This is a genomic window from Psychrobacillus sp. 05T411 (assembly GCF_056396485.1).
Genome location: NZ_JBFTLO010000003.1, coordinates 169,250 through 194,472, shown reverse-complemented (window position 1 = coordinate 194,472; position 25,223 = coordinate 169,250). Strand labels below are relative to the sequence as shown.

The window sequence follows — 25,223 nt, the reverse complement described above, 5'->3', positions numbered from 1 at the left end:
GTCTCTAATTAGATTACTATTTCTCATTTACATTAAGCTACCGCTGCTTTTTTTGTAGTATCCCCTTTTTCACGTGTGAATAGTTGGATAGCTAAAAGTATGGCGAAAATGATTAATCCTGTGATATCGGAAAAGCTTTCAGGATAGATTAGTAGTAATCCAGCCCCAATCGCGAAAATTCTTTCAATCCATGTAACTTTGCGATACCAGTATCCAATCATACCCGCACCAATAGCTACCATGCCCGTGATGGCAGTAAAGACTACCCAGACAATTTCTAGGAAAGTTGTGTCCATCATTAATAGAGCAGGCGAGAAAATAATCATATATGGAATGATAAACGCAGCAATCGCTAATTTTGCCGCTACTACGCCTGTTTTAATCGGATCCCCACCGGATACCCCTGACGCAGCAAATGCAGCAAGTGCTACTGGTGGTGTGATATCAGCAATAATCCCAAAATAGAATACAAATAAATGTGCTGATAACGCAACTACTAGAGGAATGGTTGAACCTGCTGGCATATCAATCATCAGTAATGTAATAATCGCTGGAGCAGCAATTGTACTAGTAATAACATAGTTTGCCGTAGTTGGTGATCCCATTCCTAGTACAATGGAGGCTAGCATTGTAAAAATAAGCGTCAAGAAAATATTTCCACCTGAAGCTGAAATTAGACCATTTGCTAAACTTAAGCCTAAACCTGTTTTTACTACTACCCCTACGATAATACCGGCAGCTGCAGTAGCCGCTGCAACTGCTAGAGCTGTCCTTGCACCATCAACTAATGCCTCAATTATATCCTTGAAGCTCATTCTTGTTTGTTTATCAAAAGCACTAAATACAACAGCTGTCACTATTCCCCAAAGAGCAGCTTGCATCGTCGGAACTCCGATAAACATCAACACAATGATAGCTATAATCGGAATAAGAAGATAAAGTTTTTTCAGTACCTCTTTACGGTCTGGCATCTCCTCTTTGGACATGCCTTTTAAACCTACACGTTTTGCTTCAAAATGCGTCATAATCCAAATGCCGGTAAAGTACAAAATCGCAGGAATGGCTGCCGCTTTGGCAATCTCCCAATATGTAATACCACCTATAAATTCGACCATTAAGAATGCTGCCGCTCCCATAATTGGAGGCATCAACTGCCCTCCTGTAGATGCAGCTGCTTCTACACCACCAGCAAATTCTTTCCGATACCCAAGTTTCTTCATCATTGGTATCGTATATGAACCTGAAGTAACTACGTTTGCAACCGAACTTCCCGAAATCGTCCCTTGCAATGCACTGGAGAAAATCGCAACTTTTGCCGGTCCACCTACTAAGCGTCCAGCCAGCGTTACAGCTAAATCATTGAAATATTGCCCTACTCCTGTTTTAACAAGGAAGGCTCCAAATAGTAAAAATACAAAAATGAATGTTGCAGAAACACTAATTGGTGTTCCCAGTATTCCGTCAGTCGTAAAGAACATTAAATGGATTAGGCTACCTAAATCCTGTCCTCTATGAGCAAGAAAACCAGGAAAATAAGGACCAAGAAGTCCATAAACTAAAAAAGCACTTGCTATGATTGTAATAGGCATTCCTACAGCCCGACGAGCAGCTTCTAGCGTCAAAAGGACAGCTAATAACCCCACGATAAAATCTAATTGCGTTAACTTTCCTACTCTAAAAACTAATTCTTGGTATTGTATAGGCCAATACAATCCAACCCCAATCGCTAGAAGCGATAAGATATAATCATAAAACGATATCGTTTTCTTTTTAAGTAATTTTCTACGGGCAGGAAACAATAAAAAAATAAGGGATAATGCAAATCCTAAATGGATGGAGCGCTGTAAGTAAGCTGTATATTGACCCCAAATCGCTGTATATAATTGAAAAAGTGAAAATGCAAGAAGTCCTACAAATATGACTGTCTTCATAATTCCTTCAACGGATCTTGTATTCGACTCTGGGTCATATTTTTTTAATATTTCTTGTTGTTCCGCTTCCGATAATTGCTTAAATTCTTCTTCATTGTTATTAACTAACTTTTTTTCCGACATTCATTTGTTCTCCTTTCATTTGTTKATAAATGGATATTTTTTTAACTTCCACTAAATATGATTTACCTCGCTCCAATGATTTCTTTAAGTCTATTTCATTGTTTTCATATTGCAATACTAAATCCAAATCAATATCTCCTATTAATATCGTAAATGAGTCAATTACTTCGTTTTTATATGTAAGAATATATTTACCATCTTTTTGTTCGAATGTTTGACCTTCTTCTGCATATCCAGGCAACCCAATTGCTAAATCAGTATAAACCATTTTTAATAATTGAATTTTTGACTTGTTGACGATTTTGTATGTTTCCACTACATCTGTTTTATGGATAGAATGTGTATAGCGGATTTGAAATAATTGATCAGTTCTAGTGGGAACGTAATGAACAGATGCATGCTCGGTTCTTGTTTCCGTGAATACAAAAGCTTGTTTGTACGGATAAAAAATAAGAAGTGCAATACTGCATGTAACAAAGAGAATCGCAAATACTTTGAAAAATCGCATTCTCTTGCCTCCATTTAAAAAGGGGCATGAAGCATGCGCAACATGGCCCCCAAATATTTACTATTATTTGTTTACTTCGTCAAAGTATTTTTGAGCACCAGGATGTACTGGTATACCAATACCATCAAGACCTGTTTCTGCTTTAATAAATTGTCCCTTAGGATGAGTAATACTTGATGCATTATCATAAATCGCTTTTGTCATTTCATAAACTAAGTCTTCAGGAAGTTCATTGCTAACTGCAAGCATTGCACCTACTGAAACAGTTGGCACATCTGCTGTTAATCCATAAGTACCTGAAGGAACAACATCTTTTGCGTAATATGGATATTTTTCGATCAATTCATCTGCTTTAGCGTCTTCCACTGGGATAATTACAACGTTTGCAACAGCATTTAATGCCTCAACAGCTCCAGTTGGTGTACCAGCTGTAATAAATGCCGCATCAATTTGTCCAGCTTGTAAACTATCTTGAGATTCACCAAAATCTAAATTTTGAGGTTCAATATCATCCATAGTAATTCCATGGATTTCAAGTAATTGTTCTGCATTGGCATAAGTTCCTGAACCTGGAGCACCTACAGATATTTTCTTTCCTTTTAAATCTGCAAATGATTTAATACCTGTTTTATCTGTTGTTACTAACTGCACAGTTTCCGGGTATAGTGATCCAAGTGCAGAAATTGTATCGATTTTGTTATCTTCAAACATGAACTTGCCTTCTGTAGCATAGTAGGCAATATCCGTTTGTACGAATGCTATTTCTTGTGTACCTTCTTGTAAAGCTGTCATATTAGCTGCAGATGCTTGCGAAACTTCTGCTGTTGTTTTAATACCAGTTTCTTTACTAATTAAATCTGCAAATGTACCACCAAGCGGATAATAAGTTCCTTGTACTCCACCAGTTAAAATACTTAAAAAATCGTAATCTTCCTTCTTTTTACCAGAATCCCCACTAGTACTATTATCACCCGAACCACATGCTGATAATATGAACAAAGCAACGATACTTATAATTGAAAGCCATTTAAATTGTCTCTTTTTCATTCCATTTCCTCCCTTTTTATATATATTCCCCATGTTCATAATAATATTAACATAAAAACGCTTCCAGTTGTCAACCTATTTCGCCTTTTCTCTATTTTCAACAAAAAAACATACATTAATCTTTTAGATTAATGTATGTTTTTCTTCCTTTATTTATGAACAACTATCATAGGTCGTATTTTTTACTTTCGAGCCAGTTTCGCCTCTTAATAGATCGCCTTCTGTTGCTTCAATTATTTGGTTTGTTACATTATTGGAAATTGAGTTTGCCACTAATTGTAGTAGACTATTTACATCGCCTTGTGATTGTTTGAACTCTTGGACAATTGGAAGACCATCAATTTCTGCTTCAATTGCTTCAATTTTTCCTTCAATCATTTTTAGTGCTTTTTCTTTTCCTAAATGTTGAAAGTTAACCGCTTGTTTTTGCAAGCTTTTTAGACTAGCAATTTTTTCACGTACTTTTTGATTTTCATTAATTTGTGCTTCTGCACGTTTAAAGAAATCTACTTCTTCCGTATTAGCAATCATTGTTGCAATTTCTTTTGCTTTTTCAATAATATCGTCTCTTGTATATTTAGTAGTCATTATATTCCCACCTTTTGCTCATTTGGTACTTCTACTATTTCTCCAGTAAGTGACCATGTTTTGGCATCTGTAATTTTCACTTGTACAAGCTTACCAATAATATCTTTTGGTCCAACGAAGTTTACTAGCTTGCTTTTTGGTGTATATCCTGCCAGTACATCCGGGTTATTTTTACTTTCCCCTTCTACTAGCACTTCCACCACTTGACCTTCGTATTTTTTCATCGCTTCTGCAGACATATCATTTACTAATTTATTCAATCGTTGTAGACGTTCTTTTTTCACTTCCATCGGTACATTATCGACCATTTTGGCAGCTGGAGTACCTTCACGTGGCGAATAAATATAGGTATAGGCAATTTCAAATCCTACTTCTTTATATAAAGACATCGTTTCTTCGAATTGCTCATCCGTTTCGTTGGGGAATCCAACAATAATATCCGTTGTTAAAGAAACATTAGGAATGGCCGCTTTAATCTTACGAACTAATTCTAAATAATGCTCTCGTGAATATTTACGAGCCATTATTTTTAAAATATCGGAAGACCCAGATTGCACTGGTAAATGAATGTGATCAACTAAATTTCCGCCTTTTGCAAGTACTTCGATTAAATGATCATCAAAGTCTCTAGGGTGACTTGTCATGAAACGAATACGAGCTACGTCGATTTTGCGCAGATCATCCATTAAATCACCAAAGCGATAGTCTAGATCTTCAAAGTCTTTTCCGTAAGCATTTACGTTTTGTCCAAGTAATGTCACTTCTTTATAGCCTTGTGCAGCTAAATGTCTAATTTCTTGAATAATATCTTCCGGACGACGGCTACGTTCTTTGCCTCGCGTGTAAGGAACGATACAATATGTACAGAATTTATCGCAACCGTACATAATATTTACCCATGCTTTGATCGAACCTTTTCTCACTCTTGGCAAGTTTTCAATAACATCGCCTTCTTTAGACCAAACTTCTACGACCATTTCTTTCGAAAGATACGCTTCATTTAGAATATTAGGTAGGCGGTGAATATTATGTGTTCCGAAAATCATATCTACTTGGTTATATGTTTTTAATATTTTATTGACGACGGATTCTTCTTGGGACATACATCCACAAACACCAATCAATACATCTGGATTATTTTGTTTTAAATGTTTTAAGTGACCTAGCTCACCGAATACTTTGTTTTCCGCATTTTCACGAATGGCACATGTGTTGAGAAGAACAACATTTGCATCTTCTACCGTGTCCGTAGGTTCATATCCAAGCTGCATGAAAATACCTGCCATTACTTCTGTGTCATGCTCATTCATTTGGCAGCCGTATGTACGAATATAAAATTTACGGTTTTGCCCCATTCCTTTAAATTGCTCAGGTATGGCAAAATCATTATGGTAAGCAACTTCTTCTTTTCCTCGTTTTTTTGCCTCTTTTAAGGATGGTGGGGTATATACCGCTTGAAAATATTGGCTATAATCCTTCTCGGATTTTTTGTCCGGAGAATTAGGTTCCTTTATTTGTGCACTTTGTAAACGCGATTCTTCGTTCATAAGAAGACGCTCCTTTCTTTCATTCGTAGACTTTACACGAATATCCATCAACCTATTATACTGAATAATACGCACTCGTCACAAGGTATAAAGCTTAAAAGTACTGAATTGGACATAAGAAAATGGATTTGGGGAGGAAATATTGGAGATTGTACATTCTAAGTAAAGATTTTGCGATTCTGAGTGTGGAACTTGCTATTAGAGATAGGTAGCTTGCGATTCGAGGCTTGGATCTTGCGATTTGAACATTCTATCTTGCGAATCGAAGTGCCTTCTTTTATTTTCAAAGCACCAAAAAAGCTACCCATGAAGGTAGCTTTTTTGTCATTACATAAAATCTTGTAATAAAGTATTAAATTCTTTTTCACTCATCTTCAAGTTTTGGTCTACGAGTGGTGTTGGTGCGTAGCCAGGGACTTGTTCTTGGTAAGAAGGTGCATGTTCATTTTGATAAATGATTCCAGTCACTAATCCTTCATTTTCCATGACAACTCGCATTGCTTCTTCACGGTTTGTATGGTCATAGCCTTCCACATCGGAAAGCTTCGTTAAGTTTTCTTTGAACCAGTCATACGTATTTACTTTGTTGTACGTTACACAAGGACTAAATACATTGATGAACGCAAAACCTTTATGGTTAATACCCGCTTCAATGATTGCTGTTAACTCTTTAATATCAGACGAGAATCCTTGTGCGACAAAAGTTGCTCCAGAAGTAAGTGCTAGTTCCAGTGGTTTAAGAGAAGGCTCGATTGCTCCACCTGGAGTTGATTTGGTTTTAAATCCTTCTGCTGAACGTGGAGAAGTTTGTCCTTTTGTTAAACCGTAAATTTGGTTGTCCATTACGACATATGTCATATCGATATTACGACGGATCGAATGAATGGTATGGCCGATACCGATTGCAAATCCATCTCCGTCTCCACCAGAAGCGATGACGTGTAGATCTTTGTTTGCCATCTTTAATCCTTGTGCTATTGGTAAAGCACGACCGTGAATTCCGTGGAATCCGTATGAATGAATATACCCAGAAATACGTCCCGAACAACCGATACCAGAAATTACTGCTAAATCATGCGGTTGTATGCCAACATTGGCTGCCGCACGCTGAATAGCTGCTTGAACAGAAAAGTCGCCACATCCTGGGCACCAGTTTGGTTTGACATTATTACGAAAATCTTTAAATGTTACCATCAGTTAAGCAACTCCTTTACTTGTTTTTCAAGCTGTAATGGTAAGAATGGTGTTCCATCATATTTCAATACATTAATCACTTTATCATGACCGCCAACATTCATTTTTAAAATGTTCGCCAATTGTCCTGTTGCATTGTTCTCCACTACGACTACTTTTTTTGCATTTGCTACTAGTGGTTGTACTTCTTTTGATGGGAATGGATGAATCAAGCGGATATGTGCATGATTTACTTTCATCCCTTGTGCAATCAGTGTTTGTTGTAACTCTTCTAAAACACCTCTAGTAGAATTGAAACCTACGAATAAAATGTCAGCTTCTTCATAAGGTGCATTTACAAAAACTGGCTCGTTAAAGTTTACATGTTGCAACTTTTTCATACGCTTGTCCATTTGTGCTTTACGGTTAGATGCTGCTTCTGATGGCTTTCCTGTTTCATCATGTTCTACACCAGTTACGTGATGGATGGCATGTTTCGTACCAGGTAATACACGTGGGGAAACACCGTCTTCTGTTACTTCATAACGTTTGAAATACGATTTATCTTCCGCTTCCGGAATTTCTTCATTGTTTACTAAATTACCACGACGAATTTCGATTTTCGAATAATCAAATGGTTCCACTGTTTGTTTACCAAGTGATAGCTGTAAATCGGATAAAATAATTACAGGAAGTTGCAATTCTTCTGCAATATTGAATGCTTGAATCGTATCAAAAAATGCTTCTTCCCCAGTACTTGGTGCAATAACGACTTTCGGAATTTCACCATGTGTACCATAAATCATTTGCATAAGATCGGATTGCTCTTGTTTTGTTGGAAGTCCAGTCGAAGGACCACCACGCTGTGTATCGACAATAACAAGCGGTTGTTCTGTCATCCCTGAAAGACCAATTGCTTCCATCATTAATGAAAGACCTGGACCCGCTGAAGCGGTAAATGCACGAACTCCACCATAATTAGATCCAATTGCCATTGTAGCAGCAGCAATTTCGTCTTCTGTTTGAATAACTGCTCCACCAAATAGGGGCAGCTTTTTAATCATGTACTCCATAATCTCAGAAGCTGGCGTAATCGGATATGCTGCCATAAATCTAACGCCGGCCGCTAAAGCCCCAAGCGCGATTGCGTCATTACCGATCATGAACATTCGGTGTTGCCCATCTGCTGGAACAAGTTCCCATTCACCTAAACGGTCACCTAATTGTTCAGCCATCGTATCAAAACCTTGTTGAATGGCTTGCATATTTTTTTCAACAACTTCTTGTCCTTTTTTACCGAAAATTTCATCTACAACTTCTTGGAAAACTGCTTTATCTAAGTTTAATAGGGCAGATGTAGCCCCAATTGCGACCATGTTTTTCATTAGTGATGTGCCTAGCTCTGCAGCGACTTCTGTAAATGGCACGATATACATAGGAGCAACGCAATCTTCTGGTGCTACCGGTGAAAATTTTGCGTCTGCTAAAATAACGCTTTTTTCTGTTAGTTCTTTGTAGTTTACATCTATTGTTTCTTGATCAAAAGCTACTAAAATATCTAAATTGTCTGGAATTGTACGTACTTGTGTGGGACGTACACAGATTTTATTGTTTGTGTGGCCACCTTTAATTCGAGAAGAGAAATGGCGGTATCCATATAAGTAATATCCAAGGCGGTTCATCGCCATTGAGAAAATTTCCCCGGTACTTTCAATACCCTCTCCTTGCTGCCCTCCTACTTTCCAAGAAAGCTGTTGCAACATATAAACATCTCCTTACTATCTCGTTGAATGCATTTTACTTTCATTAGTTTATCACGAAGTACTATTAATCACTATGTATTCTCTATGTTTTTCATAAAATCAGACCTTTGACGGAACTGAATTCGTCACAATATATTCGAAATACAAAATGAAGTCGCTACAACGATCAGTAGCGACTTCACGGTTATTTTACCCTTTTCTCTACTAACAGTTTCAAAGCAGTTCGATCTTCACCTGAAATAACGATATCTGTGAAAGCAGGTGAACAAGTTAAGTCTGTACCACTAGGTGCAACAAATCCTCTTGCAATGGCAATAGCTTTAATCGCCTGATTTAGTGCACCTGCTCCTACTGCTTGCATCTCTGCATACCCTTGTTCTCTAATTACTGCAACAAGTGCTCCAGCAACTGAATTGGGGTTAGAACGTGAAGATACTTTTAAAGAATCCACTATCATTTCTCCTTTTATAGCTAGATTATGAACTTGCTTTCGTCCATAACCTACCTTATGCTACGCAAGAATTATTTAGACTCTTTTAGCCTTGAAATGGGTAGTCTTCATTAATATAAACACGTTCCTGAGAAATTGCTTTCCCTGTTGCGTTATCCACTTCTACAATGAATCCACTTAATACGGAACGACCACTTTTCGGTACTTCAAAACGAGTTGGCATATTGGTTTGAAAACGGTATAAGACGTCTTCTTTTTTCATCCCTAAAACTTCATCATAAGGACCCGTCATGCCAACGTCTGTAATATAGGCTGTTCCGCCTGGTAATATGCGAGAATCTGCTGTTTGTACATGTGTATGCGTTCCAACGACAACGGATGCTTTACCATCCAGATGCCATCCAAAAGCAATTTTTTCACTTGTTGCTTCCGCATGAAAATCAACGAAAACAATAGGCGATAATTTCTTGGCTTGTTCTACTAGCTCCGTCGCTTTTTTAAAAGGATCATCATGAGGCGGTAAAAAGGTTCTACCATGCATATTAATAACCGAAATCGTATGTCCATTTTTCGTAACCGACGTCATTCCTTTACCAGGTGCTTCCTCTGAAAAATTAGCAGGACGAATCAAATAATCCGTATCATCAATAAAATCCATAATTTCTTTTTGATCCCAAGTGTGGTTACCCATCGTCACAACGTCTACACCCATATATAGCAGGTCTTGAAAAATTTTCTTCGTAATTCCGCGTCCAGCCGCAGCATTTTCACCGTTTGCAATAACGACATCCGGGCTATATTTTCTTTTTAATCTTGGTAAATAACTTTCTAATGTATCCCTACCAATCGAACCAACGATATCGCCTATAAATAAAATCTTCATTATTCATCCACTTCCTTAACGAAAAAAAGGCTTCTTATTAGAAGCCTTCCTTCTATTTTGCGTATTCTACAGCTCTTGTTTCTCTAATAACCGTTACTTTAATATGACCAGGATAATCGAGTTCTTCTTCGATTCGCTTACGAATATCTCTTGCCAAACGATGAGCAGTAATATCATCAATTTGATCTGGACGTACCATAATACGAATCTCTCTTCCTGCTTGAATCGCAAAAGATTTTTCCACGCCATCATAGGATTCCGAAATTTCTTCCAGTTTTTCTAATCGACGAATGTAGTTTTCTAATGTTTCACTTCTTGCACCAGGTCTTGCCGCGGATAAAGCATCTGCAGCAGCAACCAATACAGCAATTACAGAAGTGGCTTCTGTGTCACCGTGGTGAGAAGCAATACTATTAATAACGACTGGATGCTCTTTGTATTTCGTCGCAAGCTCAACACCTATTTCCACATGGCTTCCTTCTACTTCATGGTCAATCGCTTTCCCAATATCGTGAAGTAATCCTGCGCGTCTTGCCAGTGTTACGTCTTCTCCTAGTTCAGCAGCAAGTAGACCTGCTAAAACCGCAACTTCTGTTGAATGCTTCAATACGTTTTGACCATAGCTTGTACGATAACGCAAACGTCCAAGTATCTTAATCAAATCAGGATGTAAATTATGAACGCCTACATCAAATGTAGTTTGTTCTCCGATTTCTCGAATCTGCTCATCTACTTCTCTTCTCGATTTTTCTACCATTTCTTCAATACGAGCTGGATGAATTCGTCCGTCTTGTACTAATTTTTCTAGTGCTAGACGAGCAGTTTCTCTTCGTATCGGATCAAAACCTGATAGTATAACAGCTTCTGGTGTATCATCAATGATTAAATCGATTCCAGTTAAAGTTTCGAGTGTACGAATGTTACGACCTTCACGACCAATGATGCGACCTTTCATTTCGTCATTCGGTAGATTAACAACGGAAACAGTTGTTTCTGCTACATGATCGGCCGCAAATCGTTGTAAGGCAAGGGAAAGAATTTCGCGAGACTTTTTATCCGCCTCTTCTTTTGCTCTTGTTTCCGATTCTTTTGTCATGACAGCGATATCCGTAGCTAGTTCATTTTCTACTTCTTGAAGAATAACCGTTCTTGCTTCTTCACGTGTTAAGGTAGAAATTCGTTCAAGTTCACTTTGTTGTTTATCCACTAGCTCGTCCACTTTACTTTCTTTCCGTTCGATATGCTGTTGTCTTTCGGTTAGAGCATCTTCTTTACGCTCAAGACCTACTTCTCTCTTGTTTAGAGCATCATCCTTACGATCAAGGTTCTCTTCTCTTTGTAATAACCGATTTTCCTGTTTTTGCAGTTCCATACGGCGTTCACGGATGTCAGATTCTGCTTCATTTCGTAATTGGTGAGTTTCATCTTTGGCTTCTAATAGTGCTTCTTTCTTCAATGCTTCCGCTTCTCGCTTTGCTTCATCTAAGATGAGTGCAGAAGTTTGTTTTGCACCAGTCACTTTTGAATCGTTCACTGTTTTCAGATATTTATAACCAACAAGAGCACCGACGATCAGACCAAGCAAAGCGGAGATGATAATTTCCAAATATGGCATTCGAACACCCCCTATTGCTATTCTTTTTAAGTTTCAGTCGGCTCATATATACTAATTGCATATATGTATTGCCTTTTCATCATTTTATAAAGAAATTATACAATTTTAATTGTATAGATGTAAAAATACTCTGTCAAGGAAACGATAGGAATATTATTGATTTTACAAGGTTTTTTTATAAAAAAAGAGCGCGTGTTCTTAAGGAGCTTACTGAAACTTTACTTTGTATTATAGGGATACTGCGTCATAAAGATACCAAGGCGTCCGCCATGATTTCCGCTCCAGGCGGACGCTTTCCGTGGGGCGAGCGGTGAGCCTCCTCCTCCGCTTACGCTACGTGCGGGGTCTCACCTGTCTCGCTAATCCCACAGGAGTCGCCGCCTTGCGCTCCAATCCATGGGAATTACTATCTAATTTAGTGTCGACACATATCAGAGATTAAAATAACCCAATCTACTACGTAATGTTTATTAAATCTAATTAGAAAATGCGGCCTCCTAATAAAGAGCACATCTTTTAGGATAAAATTCTTATCTATCAACCACATATCAGAATAATACCTTTTATCCCGAGTTATCTCAATCCAAGTAAAGAGCTATTTTAAGAAATGGTTGCTTTCATCGGCAATTTGGTTGCTCTCGTGCTGGTTTGATTGCTTTCGGAATAGAATTGATTGCTTTTAGGGACCGATCTGTTGCCCTTAGCCATTTTCTGGATGCTTGAATTGGATAAACTGGATAATAACCTATTTTTAGCTAGTCGACACGGAATAAGTAAGCAGATGAGACTTCACATCGCACGCGCTAGCGTCGGTGAAGGCTCATCGCTCACCCGGCGGAAAGCGTCCATCCTGTAACGAAAATCATAGCGGATACTCTACGTCGCAGTTTCCCTATTCTGCGCATATGCATAAAATAAAAAAAGCCCCTCAAGTTGAGAGACTTTGATTATTTTATTCTTCATCTAACATTAATTCAAATTCTGCGTCTTCTTCTTCCCCTACTTCATGGCCACCAATCGTTAAAGCACTTGCGGCCATTCCAAGAGACTCACGAATCTTTAAAGAAATCTCATTTTTAATAGTTGGATTTTCTTTTAAGAATTGTTTTACATTTTCTCTACCTTGGCCAATTCGTTCTTCATTGTAAGCATACCAAGAACCACTTTTTTGAATAATATCAAACTCTGAACCAATGTCGACAATTTCTCCTTCTTGGGAAATTCCTTCACCGTACATAATATCTACTTCAGCAGTTCTAAATGGTGGTGCTACTTTGTTTTTAACTACTTTTATTTTCGTTTTGTTCCCCATAATGTCTGTGCCTTGTTTAATCGCTTCTGCACGTCTTACTTCTAAACGAACTGAGCTATAGAATTTAAGTGCGCGACCACCTGGTGTAGTTTCCGGATTTCCGAACATTACTCCAATTTTTTCACGAACTTGGTTGATGAAAATGGCAATTGTGTTCGATTTATTAATAACACCTGAAAGTTTACGTAATGCTTGAGACATTAGTCGAGCTTGAAGACCCATATGTGAATCTCCCATTTCTCCTTCAATTTCAGCTTTAGGTACTAAAGCTGCAACCGAGTCAATTACTAAAATCTCAATCGCACCACTACGTACAAGTGCTTCCGCTATTTCAAGCGCTTGCTCCCCAGTATCTGGTTGAGATAAAAGTAATTCGTCAATATTAACACCGAGTTTTTGTGCATAAACTGGATCTAATGCATGCTCTGCATCGATAAATGCTGCTTGACCACCAGTTTTTTGTATTTCCGCAATGGCATGTAGAGCAACAGTTGTTTTACCCGAACTCTCTGGACCATATATTTCAATAATACGTCCTCTTGGATATCCACCTATTCCTAGTGCTGCATCAAGTGCTAAAGAACCACTAGAAGAAGTAGAAATTTCAAGACCTGATTTTTCTCCTAGTTTCATAACTGAACCTTTACCGAATTGCTTCTCTATTTGTTTTAGCGCCATCTCGAGCGCCGCTTTACGATCATTAGCCAATTGTATTTCCTCCTTAGAAGATCCTCTGTTTTTTATTTCTATGTTTACTATACTAGGTTTTTGAGAAATACACAAGAAAAAAGCGAACGTTTATTCGTTCATTTTTGCGACTATTTCATTTTGGTCGCTAAAAACGGCCCAAAATGGAATTTTAGGCCGTTTTTTATGTTCAAAATTTAATTTTTACAATCCGCGGTCATGCAGTAAGCGTATTAAATAATGGATTGTAAACTTCACAGCTCTTAGTCTGTTTGTATTTCGCATACCTGATAGGTTTAACTTGTATGAAATAGGTGCGGAATCGTTGAATGCAATCCCGATCCAAACGGTTCCCGCCGGTTGTCCTCCGTGTCCATCAGGACCAGCTGCACCTGTAATACCGACTCCAATAGTCGTCTCAAATTTCTCTCGTACTCGCATAGCCATTTCTTCTGCACATTGGCTAGAAACTACACTACATTCTTTAATGGTCTTTTCACTGACGCCTAGATGCTTTATTTTTATATCTTCGGTGTACGTAATCATTCCACCAACTAATGCCTGCCCCATACCGGAAACCGCGGCCAGTTCTGATTGAAAAAGACCGGCCGTCATACTTTCAGCAGCAGCAATCGTTAAATTATTTTCAACTAGTATATCTCGAAGTTTTGACGCAAGGGAATCATTGTTATAGCCATACACAAACTTTCCAACTCGGTTGAAAATTTCTGTTTGCAGGGCATCGATTAGTTTCCAAGCTTCTTCTTCTGTCTCACTTTTAGCCGTTAATCGTAAAGTGACTTCGCCGTCAGACGCAAGTGGAGCAAGGGTCGGATTGGTTTGATTGTACAATAAATCTTGTACTTCCGTTTCTAGTTCGGCTTCTCCAATCCCGTAAAATCGGATGACATGGGACTTAATGATAGATTCATTATGTAGTAACTTAGTAAGAATTGATTTCGCTTCGAATTGGAACATTGGCTCCATTTCTTTTGGTGGTCCTGGTAGCAAAATATACGAATGCGTTTTAGTCGATAAAAACATCCCTGGTGCCATCCCATGTTTGTTTTCTAAAACAGTGCAGCCTTCTAAAACAAGTGCTTGTTTTTTATTGTTTTCTGTCATTTTGCGATTCATTCGCTTAAAAAAATCTTCGATATACACTAATGCATGATCATCCATTACTAGTTTTTTGTTTAAATGTCTGGAGATTGTCTCTTTCGTTAAATCATCTTTCGTTGGCCCCAATCCGCCTGTGAAAATGATTAAGTCTGCTCGATTTTCGGCAATTTTAATAGAGTCTACCAAACGATTAGGATTATCCCCAACCACTGTATGATAATAGACATCTATACCTAACTCCGCAAGTTGTGAAGAGATGAACCTTGCATTTGTATTGGAAATTTGACCTAATAATAATTCAGAACCAACTGCAATAATTTCAGCTTTCATAAAAACTTCCTTCCTACTTAGAGTCAAGTAACACTTTACGATTTAAATAAAAATAATCAAATCCGGACCATAAAGTAAAGAATAAACAAACATATAGCATAATCATATCAAAGGGAATGTGGAACATTTCAAAAAAAACATTTCCTAATAATAAAGACGAAACCGCGATAATTTGCGTCCACATTTTAATCTTACCAAGTTGGTTGGCAGCTACCACTTCTCCTTCGTTTGCAAGGATCAAACGTAATCCAGTTACCGCAAACTCACGGCTAATAATTAAAATAACTACCCATGCTGGAGCGGTCCCCAATTGCACTAAAATGATAAGTGCAGCAGACACTAGTAATTTATCTGCCAGTGGGTCCAGAAATTTACCCATATTCGTCACTAAATTATATTTTCTCGCATAGTAACCATCAATAAAGTCTGTTATCGATGCGATAATAAAAATAATCGCTCCAATCAAATGCCCCACTGGAATCGTTGCACCAAGAAAACTGACATCTCCCCAGTTAAACGGAACGAGCATAAAAAACATAAATATTGGTATTAAAAAAATACGGAACATCGAAATTTGATTCGGTATATTCATTTATATGTAACTCCTTTCATTTTCAAACAAAATAGCCATCTAAAAGATGACTATTTTTGAAACTGTATAACTAAGTTTTGCGTAGCTCTATCGGTTGGGAATTCAACTACTTGGTCATTCATATAAACTGTATTACCAGGAGTCGAACCAATACGTACTCGCACTTTAGATGAACTTGCTACATCTAATTCAAAAGTCTGACCAGCTGCTATTTCTTGGTCAACCAAAATTTTGTTATCTTGGTCTCTAATGTTCAACCATGTTCTATTTGTTGTAACCAATTTCACTACATAGTTCTGGGCACCGGTTAAATCATAGGTAGACGTTTCCCCTTGTGTTTCCACAAACGTTAGTTGTTGCGTAGACACCGGCTCTTCTACTTCTTCTTCAACAGGTTCTTCTGGCTCTTCTTGTTCTTCCTCAACCGGATCTGTTGTGTTTTGCTCTGATTGCGGCTGTTGTTCAATAACCACTTCTTCTTTTGGTTCCTCTAAATCTGAGGGATCTCCCAGTCTTTGTTGATATAAAGTCCACACAATGACAATAATTGCGATGATAAATAGCGCAACGACGATCATCGGGAAAACTTCCATAAGCTTGTTGGAAGGGCGTCCCCCTAAAGTCCGTCTTGAAGGCGTCGTCGGAATACTTTTAGACACTTCATCATTGGATGGTGAAGGGATATCCGTTTTATATGTCTCCAACAGTTCGTCTGCATTTAAATCGACAGCCTCTGCATATTGCTTAATAAATGCACGCACATAAAATGCGCCTGGCATGGTGGCATAATTTCCTTCTTCAATACTTGCCAAATACCTTTTTTGAATCTTCGTTATTTCTTGTAAATCATCAATACTATAGCCTTTTGCTAATCTCGCTTCTTTTAAGCGAGCGCCAAGTTCAGTCAACTAAAACACCTGCCCGTTAAAAATTAAATCCACCAAATCCACCGAAACCACTCATTCCTTTATCCGACATGGTGTGGTTTTTCTCCATCATTTCATACGAAATTTCCTCATCTGGATTATGACGAAGCTCAATAATATAATCAAAATCATCAATGGAATACTCGGTGTGTTGAATGAACATATCCGGATGCTCTACTACTTTAATCGTAGGTAAACGCATCATTTCTCTTACCAACATTTGATGTTTTTCATCATTTGAATTTCTTGTCACAATCCCATCCAAGATGAAAATATTGCGATCGCTAAACTCGTCTCCAATCAGTTGGCTTCGAATAGTTTGCTTGATCATTGTGGAAGAAAGGAAAATCCATTTTTTATTCGCACAAACACTTGCTGCAACGACCGATTCTGTTTTACCGACTCGGGGCATTCCTCTTATGCCAATAAGCTTATGACCTTCCTGTTTAAAGATTTCTGCCATAAAATCGACGAGAATACCTAGATCTCCGCGTACAAATCGGAATGTCTTTTTGTCATCAGCATCTCGCTGAATATAACGACCATGGCGCACTGCTAAACGATCCCTCAGCTTCGGTTCTCTAAATTTCGTAAGTTGAATCGTTTCCATTGTCGAAGCGATATGTTCAAAGCGTTCGATATTTTCCTTTTTTTCTGCTTTTATAAGCATACCACGACGACCTTCATCTACGCCATTAATCGTAACAATATTTACACGAAGCATACCAAGTAAAGAAGAAATATCTCCTAAAAGTCCGGGACGATTTATTTGAATTTCGTATTCAAAAAACCACTCACTTGTCATACGTATCTGTCCTCTCTCGTTAGATGACGTTATTTACCCATTATAAGTTCTATCATATATGAATTCTTAGTTGAATAAAAGAAAAAAAGAAAAGAGCACGATCTCTCTCTTTTCTCTTATTCCTTCTTAAATATACCATCCACCATTTACGCGAATAATTTGACCCGTTATATAATGTGCTTTTTCACTGGCCAAAAAGACGACCGCGTCCGCAACGTCTTGTGTCGTACCGAAAACACCAGCTGGTATTTCTTCTAAAATAAGCGAGCGTGCTTCGTTTTCCACATGGATATTCATTTTCGTATCGATAAATCCTGGAGCTACTGCATTTACCGTAATCTTCGAGTGCGCAACTTCTTTTGCATAAGCTTTCACAAATGCATGCTGTGCTCCTTTAGCTGCAGAGTAGGCAGCTTCATAAGAAGCCCCCGTTTCCCCCCATATAGAACCGACGAAAATAATGGAACTATGCAAATGCTTTCGAAGCTTTGAAGTCACTTTACTTAAAAGGAACATCGGATGTTCCACATGCACTTGAAATAAGTGGCGTATTTCTTCCGCTGTTGTATCTTCTAACCCTTTATACAAGCTATGCCCGTGAGCAAAAATGATTGCATGAAGGGAAAAAATTGAATTCACTAATTTTTCGATGGAGCCTATTTCTCGCATATCAGCCTGTATAAGCATAAATTCTTGGGTAGGGTATAATTGTTCCAATTCATCCATCAACTCGCTTACACGTGCTTTATTACTTGAATAGTGTAGGTATAGAGACCAACCAGCTTCCGCTAAATTTCGACAAATGGTATTACCTATTTCTCCGGAAGCCCCTAACACTAATGCAAACTTTTTACTCATTGCTTTTTTTATCGAATGGAACGACCTTAAATACAGTATGCGTCTGTTCATCCTTTAAAGATTCCAGAGCTTCTACTACTTGTTCCAGCGTTAAATTTTCAAGTGCGGGGACAACATCAAATAAATTCATGTCATTAAATGAGTATCTTGTAAATTGGTTGGCAATATATTCGATTGAATTCAAAGCACGTAAGAAAAATCCGATTTTTTTACGTGTCACTCGCTTTAAATCCTCTTCCGTAAACTGCCCCTGTTTTGCATGCTGTTGGATTGATTGTTTAATCTTCTCCGAAAGTTCTTCCGCATTTAACGTATCGGAACCAATCATCGTGAACCCATACCCTTTTTCCATTGAAAAGTCTGCTGAATACGATTCATCGATTAATCCTTTTTCATAAACGTCTTGATAAAATGCAGATGTTCTTCCAAATAATAGTTCGATTGCTACTTGCATTGATAGCTCATAATTGAGCATTTCTTTCCCTGAAATATCGGTATTCGTTGACTTAATACCATAAATAATTTTTGGTTTTTGAACATCCATTTGTAGACTACGCTTTTGAAAAGCAACATTTGGTTGTTCAGTCGGGAAAAATCGCTTTATTTCTTGTGGAGCTTCGAAAGTTTTCGCCGCTTGATCTTGTTTGATAAAGTCCATCATTTCCTGTGGATTCACTGCACCAACCACAAATACAGTCATGTTGGATGGATGATAAAATGTGTGGTAACACTCATATAAATGATCTGCCGTAATTTTATCAATGGATTCTACGGTTCCCGCAATATCAATTTTCACCGGATGTTCTTTATACATATTTTCGATTGCACCAAAGTATAAACGCCAATCGGGTTGATCGTCATACATTGTTATTTCCTGGGCAATGATACCCTTTTCTTTTTCCACAGTTTCCTCAGTAAAATAAGGCTCTTGTACAAAATCAAGTAATGTCTTCGTATTTTCTAATACATGATTAGTAGACGAAAATAAGTAGGTCGTTTTCGTAAACGAGGTGAACGCATTGGCAGAGGCACCTTTTTCGCTAAACTGTTGAAAAACATCTCCTTGTTCTTTCTCGAACATTTTATGCTCTAAAAAATGAGCAATCCCGTCTGGAACGATTACAGGATCCTTTTTCCCAAGTGGAATAAATTCTCGGTCAATCGATCCGTACTTCGTAGAAAAGGTGACAAATGTTTTGGAAAATCCCTTTTTCGGTAAAATATACACATCTAAACCATTGGGCAATTGCTCATGGTATAACGTTTCTTCTAATTGTTTAAAATATGTTTCATTCATTGCCTGCACCTTCCTTACCAGATAGGAAATAGACGAATTCCTTCTCTATTTTCTGAGCCATTTCTTGAATTTGATCCTTGGTTACATTGGACCATTTAGCAACCCAGTTTTCCACTGTAAATGATTCGTTTATTTCTTTATATTGATCATAAATTTCAATTTGTGCGCGAGCAGAATCCAATGCTTCTTTTAATTGATTCGTTAGCATCGATTTTGTTTGATTGATTTCTAAATCAGTTATATCTCCTTGTTGCATCGCTTTTAACTGTTCATCAATTAACTTCACAGCTTTTTCCTGCAAATTAGCATCAATTCCTGCTAAGACGAATATTAACCCATATAAAGATGCATAACTACTCGATGCATAGTAAGCCATACTTTCTTTTTCACGCACATTCATAAATATTTTGGAATGTGAAAAGCCGCCTAATATACCATTTGTTATCTGCATTATCGGGAATTCCTCGGAGAAGAAAGTGACAGGTGTCCGGTAAGCGATATGCAACTTCCCTTGTTTCATGTCTTGTATTTCATGTAAAAATCCATTTTCTGTAGGGGCTTTTGCATCCTCCACGTCGTGCACTAGTTCAGAAGTTCTATTTGCAAATGGAAAATGGCTAGCAATTTTTTCTTTTATTTCTTGTGCATTGATATCCCCGACAATATAAATAGACAAATTGTCTTCTGCGAGGATTGTTTGGTGCATGGCTACTAGTTGTTCATTTGTTACCGCTTTTACAGCTGCAACTGTTCCGTTTGCGGAAATAGATGCGGCATGATTAGGGCGAATATTCTCAAGTAAACGTTGTTGGGCATATCTTGTTTTATCGTCGTACATCGATTGTATACGCTCAATGACTTGTTCTTTTTCTCTATTTACAATTGAATCTACAAATTTTCCATCTACCAAGTTTGGTTTAAAAAGAACGGTATGTAATAAGTTGAATACTTCATCCACTACTTTTTCATTGGATAAATAAGCATCGTTGACAGTTTCCGCATTTAACGAAAAGATATGATGATTCCCTTTTTTCCCCGTATCAAAATATAAAACAGCACCATATAATTCATCTAAACGCTTTCGGAATTCCGCGTTCGATGGATATTCTGCATTACTATATTGCAATACATTTGCTAAAACAGCACGAATTGCTGCTTGCTCCTCCGTTAACTGTTGTTTCCATTTAAACGATATATTAATCGTTTTAAATTGTTCTGTCGGTCTTACATAAAGCTTTACGCCACGTGCAAGTTCGAATTGTTGAAACATGTTGTAATCCCCCTTTTTTCTTTCTAGTGTATCTCTTATACCATTTTACTATACATGTATTCATTGTATATATTCAACCAACTATATCAAATGAGATCTAAGAATGGAATGAAGTACATATTAGGGATAATGCGTTGTAGACATTCAATAAAGTTACCGCTAGGATTTCTTTAAAATGGCTAGCAGAAATGTAGTGGAAAATAATTTTTTAGTAAATACACGATCAAGTAATATCATCCAGTAAATGGCTAAGGACAATCAATTGATGATGGAAGGCAACCAGTACTAAGTGGGGAGCAATCAATTCTATTAGGAAAGCAACCAAATCAGCACGAGAGCAACTAAATGGCGGATGAAGGCAACCAATTCTCAATATAGCAAGTATACTCATAGTGAGATGACGATGAATATACGGCGAAATTCTAATAAATGATGGAATAAGGCCAACAATTGCCAAGTGAACATGATCAATTGAAATTTCTGATAACTGCAGACACCAAATCAGCAAGTAATTCCTGTTGATTTTCGCTACAGGCGGCGGAAAGCGTCCGACTGCAGCGAAAATCACAGCGGACACTTCATTCCACTCTCTACAACGAGCTATCTCTATAACATCTACAATATAAAAAATGCCACACTTTCTGTTACAAAAGAAAGGTTAAACACATGTCTAATGTTTCATAGTTCCCACGCAACAAAAAGGGACCAAATTTAATTGGTCCCTTCCGTTTTATCGTTTTCCTTTTATATATGGTATACCACTAGCTTTTGGTGCATGAGCTTTTCCGATAAATCCAGCTACCGCTAAAATCGTCAATACATACGGTAAAATATGCAAGTAATAACTTGGTACTTGATTGATAATCGGAATTTGCCCGCCGACAATACTTAGTGCCTGTGCAAAACCAAAGAATAAGGCAGCACCAAGCGCTCCGAGAGGATGCCATTTACCGAAAATCATCGCAGCAAGCGCCATAAACCCTTGTCCATTAATCGTCGAATGGCTAAATTCTGCTGAAATAGATTGTGCATAAACTGCTCCACCAACACCAGCCAACATTCCAGATAAAATAACGGCAATATAACGCATTTTCGTTACATTAACACCCATCGTATCTGCTGCCATCGGGTGTTCCCCTACTGCACGAAGACGTAAGCCGAATGGTGTTTTATAAATAACAAACCACGCACCGATTGCTACGATAAAAGCTAAAATCGATGTCGAATAAACATCTTTAAAAAACATAGGTCCTAGAACCGGAATATCACTTAAAAATGGAATATCAAAACGGATAAATCGTTCTTGAATATAATCTGTTTGTCCTTTTCCATAAATCAATTTAACGGAGAACAATGCAATCGCGACACCTAGCATATTAATTGCTACCCCAGAAATCGTTTGATCCGCACGGAATGAAATCGTTGCTACAGCATGCATAATCGCAAAAATACCAGAGACGATCATTGCCGCAATTATGGAAACCCAAGGAGTCATGGCACCAAAAGTACCGACAAAGGTCAAGTTGAAAATAATTCCGATAAATGCTCCCATTACCATTAAACCTTCTAGTCCAATATTAACAACACCAGAACGTTCAGAGAAAACCCCACCGATTGCAGTAAAGACTAACGGAGCGGCATAAAATATGGCCGACGGAATAATGAAATATAGAACCTCTAAAAAGCTCATCTTATTTCGCCTCCTTTTTCTTGTTCATCTTTACAAGGAAATAGCGAATAATGTAACCACATGCTACAAAGAAAATAATAAGTGCTATGACAATCGAAACGATTTCAACCGGTATACCGGCCGCATTTGGCATATTTAATGAACCAAATTTCAAGGCACCGAATAATGTCGCACCGAAAACAACCCCTAACGGAGTATTCGCTCCTAAAAGCGCTACTGCTATCCCGTCAAATCCGATTCCTGTAAAACCACCTTTTACACTTGCATATTGGAATGTACCAAGCGCTTCCATCGCACCTGCAAGACCGGCAAATGCTCCCGAAATAACCATAGAAAGAATAATATTTTTGTTTACATTCATACCAGCATACGCTGATGCATGCTTATTAAACCCAACTGCCTTTAACTCAAAACCAGTCGTCGTTTTTTCTAGAATAAACCACATTACCAACACCATAGCTAGCGCTATAAAAATACCGTAATGTAATCTAGAAAAGTCTGTCATACTTTCAAAAAAAGCAGACTTTAATGAAGCCGTTTCTTTAATAGGTTCCGTTGTTTCTTTCCCATTTGCAACCATTCGTATAAGTACATTGGTCGTATGAAGCGCAATATAGTTCATCATTATCGTTACAATAACTTCATGTACTTGTAATTTGGCTTTCAACAGACCAGGTATAAATGCCCACAAACCTCCAGCTACAGCAGCTGCGATAATGGCAAGTGGTAAATGGATGTACATTGGTAGATCGAACGCAATTCCGACATACGCAGCTGCGAACCAACCGACTAGTAATTGTCCTTCTACACCGATATTAAATAACCCTGTACGGAAAGCGAACGCTACTGCTAAACCGGATAACAAGTACGGGGTTATCGTACGGATGGTTTCTCCTATTGTATAGGAATCTCCAAAAATACCGTTCCATAATGCGGTATAACCTGCTACTGGATCGTATCCACTTGCTAGCATTACGACTGCTCCTACAAGTAGACCTAAAATAACAGAAATAACAGGGACAAGTATATTAACTACTCTATTCGGCATGCTCTTTATCCCCCTGTTTTACAACATTTTCTTTTGTACTTTGACCTGCCATTAACAATCCAAGTTCTTGCTCGGTTGTTTCTTTTGGCAATAATGTGTCCACGATTTGTCCATCATAAATAACCGCGATACGGTCCGAAACATTCATTACTTCATCTAGTTCAAAGGATAGTAAAAGCACTGCTTTTCCTTTATCGCGTTGTTCGATTAAACGTTGGTGAATAAATTCAATTGCACCTACATCTAATCCCCTAGTTGGAAGTGCAGCGATTAATAATTCTGGATTACGTTCGATTTCTCGCCCGATAATCGCTTTTTGCTGGTTACCACCAGATAAAGCACGTGCTGGAGTATGTTCTCCTTGTGTTCGAACATCATATTCTCGAATTATTTTCTGAGCTAGGTCCGACACTTTTCCATAGTTCATAATACCATTTTTGGAGATCGGGTCTACATAGTAGGTTTGTAATGCAATGTTATGCCCGATTGGGAAATCCAGTACTAAGCCGTGCTTATGACGGTCTTGTGGAATATGTCCAACTCCTGTTTCTGTAACTTTACGAGGCTTTTTGTTCGTAATATCTTGTCCATTGATCGAAATAGAACCACTTTTTGTTTTTCTGAGTCCAGTAATAGCTTCGATTAACTCCGATTGACCATTTCCATCAATTCCTGCAATTCCTAAGATCTCACCTTTACGTACTGTTAAATTCAAATTTTTTACTTTTTCAACGCCACGATAATCTGTAACAACTAGATTTTTAACAACTAAAGCATCATCAGTAGGATTTGCTTCGTCTTTCACCGTTGTAAAATCAACTTGTCTACCAACCATTAAAGAAGCAAGTTCATTGGGATTTGTTTCAGAAGTGATAACTGTACCAATTCCTTCTCCTTTTCGGATAACGGTCACTCTGTCTGAAACGTCCATAATTTCTTTTAATTTATGTGTGATTAAAATGATAGACTTTCCTTCTTGAATGAGCCGCTTCATAATTTGAATGAGCTCCACTATTTCTTGAGGAGTAAGAGATGCGGTCGGTTCGTCGAATATTAATATTTCTGCTCCTCGGTATAAAGTCTTTAAAATTTCTACACGTTGTTGCATACCAACAGATATATCTTCAATTTTAGCGTATGGATCTACTGCCAAACCGTACATTTCTGATAAAGAATGGATTTTTTTTGCAGCATCTTTAATGTCAATAACGCCGCCCTTTGTTAATTCATTCCCTAAAATAATGTTTTCTGTTACTGTGAAATTTTCCACAAGCATAAAATGCTGATGAACCATCCCAATACCAAGGTCATTTGCCACGTTCGGATCTGTTATCTTTACAGTCTTCCCATTTACTTTTATCTCTCCGGCTTCCGGTTGATATAGGCCAAATAGAACATTCATGAGAGTGGACTTTCCAGCTCCATTTTCTCCTAAAAGAGCATGAATCTCTCCCTTTTTTAATTGGAGAGTAATATTATCATTCGCAACAAATGATCCAAACTCTTTTCGAATGCCTAGCATCTCTATTACATAATCCAATGAATTCACTCCCTACTATACTAGTACAAAATTAATACAGGAAAGACTTTAAATTTTTAAAATCTTTCTTCTATTAATTAAAATATCATAAAGACCGAAATAGATCGGTCTTTATGA

General features: G+C 37.8%; 21 protein-coding genes. All 21 read right to left on the bottom strand.

Features of this window, described 5'->3' with window-relative positions; genetic code table 11:
• Nucleotides 1-32 precede the first annotated feature (32 nt).
• Nucleotides 33-2,054, bottom strand: a complete 2,022-nt coding sequence (locus AC1DFT_RS03665) for a TRAP transporter permease (RefSeq protein WP_477917707.1) — start codon at nt 2,052-2,054, stop codon at nt 33-35.
• Complete coding sequence (locus AC1DFT_RS03660; RefSeq protein WP_477917705.1) at nt 2,032-2,562, bottom strand: DUF1850 domain-containing protein; 531 nt, start codon at nt 2,560-2,562, stop codon at nt 2,032-2,034. The genes AC1DFT_RS03665 and AC1DFT_RS03660 overlap by 23 nt, the downstream gene beginning before the upstream one ends.
• Nucleotides 2,563-2,625: 63 nt before the next feature.
• Nucleotides 2,626-3,609, bottom strand: coding sequence for a TAXI family TRAP transporter solute-binding subunit (locus AC1DFT_RS03655; RefSeq protein WP_477917703.1), 984 nt, complete (start codon nt 3,607-3,609; stop codon nt 2,626-2,628).
• Nucleotides 3,610-3,762: 153 nt separating this feature from the next.
• Nucleotides 3,763-4,197 (bottom strand): YlbF/YmcA family competence regulator, encoded by a 435-nt coding sequence (locus AC1DFT_RS03650; protein ID WP_477917701.1) that lies wholly within the window; start codon nt 4,195-4,197, stop codon nt 3,763-3,765.
• Entirely contained in the window at nt 4,197-5,744 is a 1,548-nt protein-coding gene (miaB, locus tag AC1DFT_RS03645; protein ID WP_477917699.1) for a tRNA (N6-isopentenyl adenosine(37)-C2)-methylthiotransferase MiaB, read from the bottom strand. Before miaB ends, AC1DFT_RS03650 begins: the two co-directional genes overlap by 1 nt.
• A 327-nt stretch (nt 5,745-6,071) precedes the next feature.
• Nucleotides 6,072-6,938, bottom strand: a complete 867-nt coding sequence (locus AC1DFT_RS03640) for a 2-oxoacid:ferredoxin oxidoreductase subunit beta (protein ID WP_477917697.1) — start codon at nt 6,936-6,938, stop codon at nt 6,072-6,074.
• Nucleotides 6,938-8,680, bottom strand: coding sequence for a 2-oxoacid:acceptor oxidoreductase subunit alpha (locus AC1DFT_RS03635; protein WP_477917695.1), 1,743 nt, complete (start codon nt 8,678-8,680; stop codon nt 6,938-6,940). The genes AC1DFT_RS03640 and AC1DFT_RS03635 overlap by 1 nt, the downstream gene beginning before the upstream one ends.
• Nucleotides 8,681-8,864: 184 nt before the next feature.
• Nucleotides 8,865-9,131, bottom strand: coding sequence for a stage V sporulation protein S (locus AC1DFT_RS03630; protein ID WP_142607777.1), 267 nt, complete (start codon nt 9,129-9,131; stop codon nt 8,865-8,867).
• 85 nt (nt 9,132-9,216) lie between these two features.
• Nucleotides 9,217-10,014: a TIGR00282 family metallophosphoesterase gene (locus tag AC1DFT_RS03625; protein ID WP_477917692.1), complete on the bottom strand. Its 798-nt coding sequence runs from the start codon at nt 10,012-10,014 to the stop codon at nt 9,217-9,219.
• A gap of 52 nt (nt 10,015-10,066) precedes the next feature.
• Nucleotides 10,067-11,629 carry a ribonuclease Y gene (gene rny / locus AC1DFT_RS03620; RefSeq protein ID WP_477917690.1) on the bottom strand — a complete coding sequence of 521 codons (1,563 nt, stop codon included), beginning with the start codon at nt 11,627-11,629 and terminating at the stop codon, nt 10,067-10,069.
• A 952-nt stretch (nt 11,630-12,581) separates the two neighbouring features.
• Nucleotides 12,582-13,649, bottom strand: a complete 1,068-nt coding sequence (recA, locus tag AC1DFT_RS03615; protein ID WP_477917688.1) for a recombinase RecA — start codon at nt 13,647-13,649, stop codon at nt 12,582-12,584.
• Between the two features lie 183 nt (nt 13,650-13,832).
• A complete protein-coding gene (locus tag AC1DFT_RS03610) occupies nt 13,833-15,080 on the bottom strand; it encodes a competence/damage-inducible protein A (protein ID WP_477917686.1) in 1,248 nt (415 codons plus the stop codon).
• A 13-nt stretch (nt 15,081-15,093) separates the two neighbouring features.
• On the bottom strand, nt 15,094-15,672 hold the full coding sequence (pgsA, locus tag AC1DFT_RS03605) for a CDP-diacylglycerol--glycerol-3-phosphate 3-phosphatidyltransferase (protein ID WP_477917684.1): 579 nt from the start codon (nt 15,670-15,672) through the stop codon (nt 15,094-15,096).
• 50 nt (nt 15,673-15,722) lie between these two features.
• The gene (locus tag AC1DFT_RS03600) at nt 15,723-16,580 is read right to left on the bottom strand and encodes a helix-turn-helix domain-containing protein (RefSeq protein WP_477917682.1); all 858 of its coding nucleotides are present in this window, start codon (nt 16,578-16,580) and stop codon (nt 15,723-15,725) included.
• A gap of 16 nt (nt 16,581-16,596) precedes the next feature.
• A complete protein-coding gene (locus tag AC1DFT_RS03595) occupies nt 16,597-17,403 on the bottom strand; it encodes a DUF3388 domain-containing protein (RefSeq protein WP_477917680.1) in 807 nt (268 codons plus the stop codon).
• A gap of 126 nt (nt 17,404-17,529) precedes the next feature.
• A complete protein-coding gene (ymfI, locus tag AC1DFT_RS03590) occupies nt 17,530-18,261 on the bottom strand; it encodes an elongation factor P 5-aminopentanone reductase (RefSeq protein WP_477917678.1) in 732 nt (243 codons plus the stop codon).
• The gene (yfmH, locus tag AC1DFT_RS03585; RefSeq protein ID WP_477917676.1) at nt 18,254-19,558 is read right to left on the bottom strand and encodes an EF-P 5-aminopentanol modification-associated protein YfmH; all 1,305 of its coding nucleotides are present in this window, start codon (nt 19,556-19,558) and stop codon (nt 18,254-18,256) included. Before yfmH ends, ymfI begins: the two co-directional genes overlap by 8 nt.
• A complete protein-coding gene (gene yfmF / locus AC1DFT_RS03580; protein WP_477917674.1) occupies nt 19,551-20,828 on the bottom strand; it encodes an EF-P 5-aminopentanol modification-associated protein YfmF in 1,278 nt (425 codons plus the stop codon). The genes yfmH and yfmF overlap by 8 nt, the downstream gene beginning before the upstream one ends.
• A 730-nt stretch (nt 20,829-21,558) precedes the next feature.
• Entirely contained in the window at nt 21,559-22,518 is a 960-nt protein-coding gene (locus AC1DFT_RS03575) for an ABC transporter permease (protein WP_477917672.1), read from the bottom strand.
• Between the two features lies 1 nt (nt 22,519).
• Nucleotides 22,520-23,566, bottom strand: coding sequence for an ABC transporter permease (locus tag AC1DFT_RS03570; protein ID WP_477917670.1), 1,047 nt, complete (start codon nt 23,564-23,566; stop codon nt 22,520-22,522).
• Nucleotides 23,556-25,106, bottom strand: a complete 1,551-nt coding sequence (locus AC1DFT_RS03565; RefSeq protein WP_477917668.1) for an ABC transporter ATP-binding protein — start codon at nt 25,104-25,106, stop codon at nt 23,556-23,558. Before AC1DFT_RS03565 ends, AC1DFT_RS03570 begins: the two co-directional genes overlap by 11 nt.
• Nucleotides 25,107-25,223 lie beyond the last annotated feature (117 nt).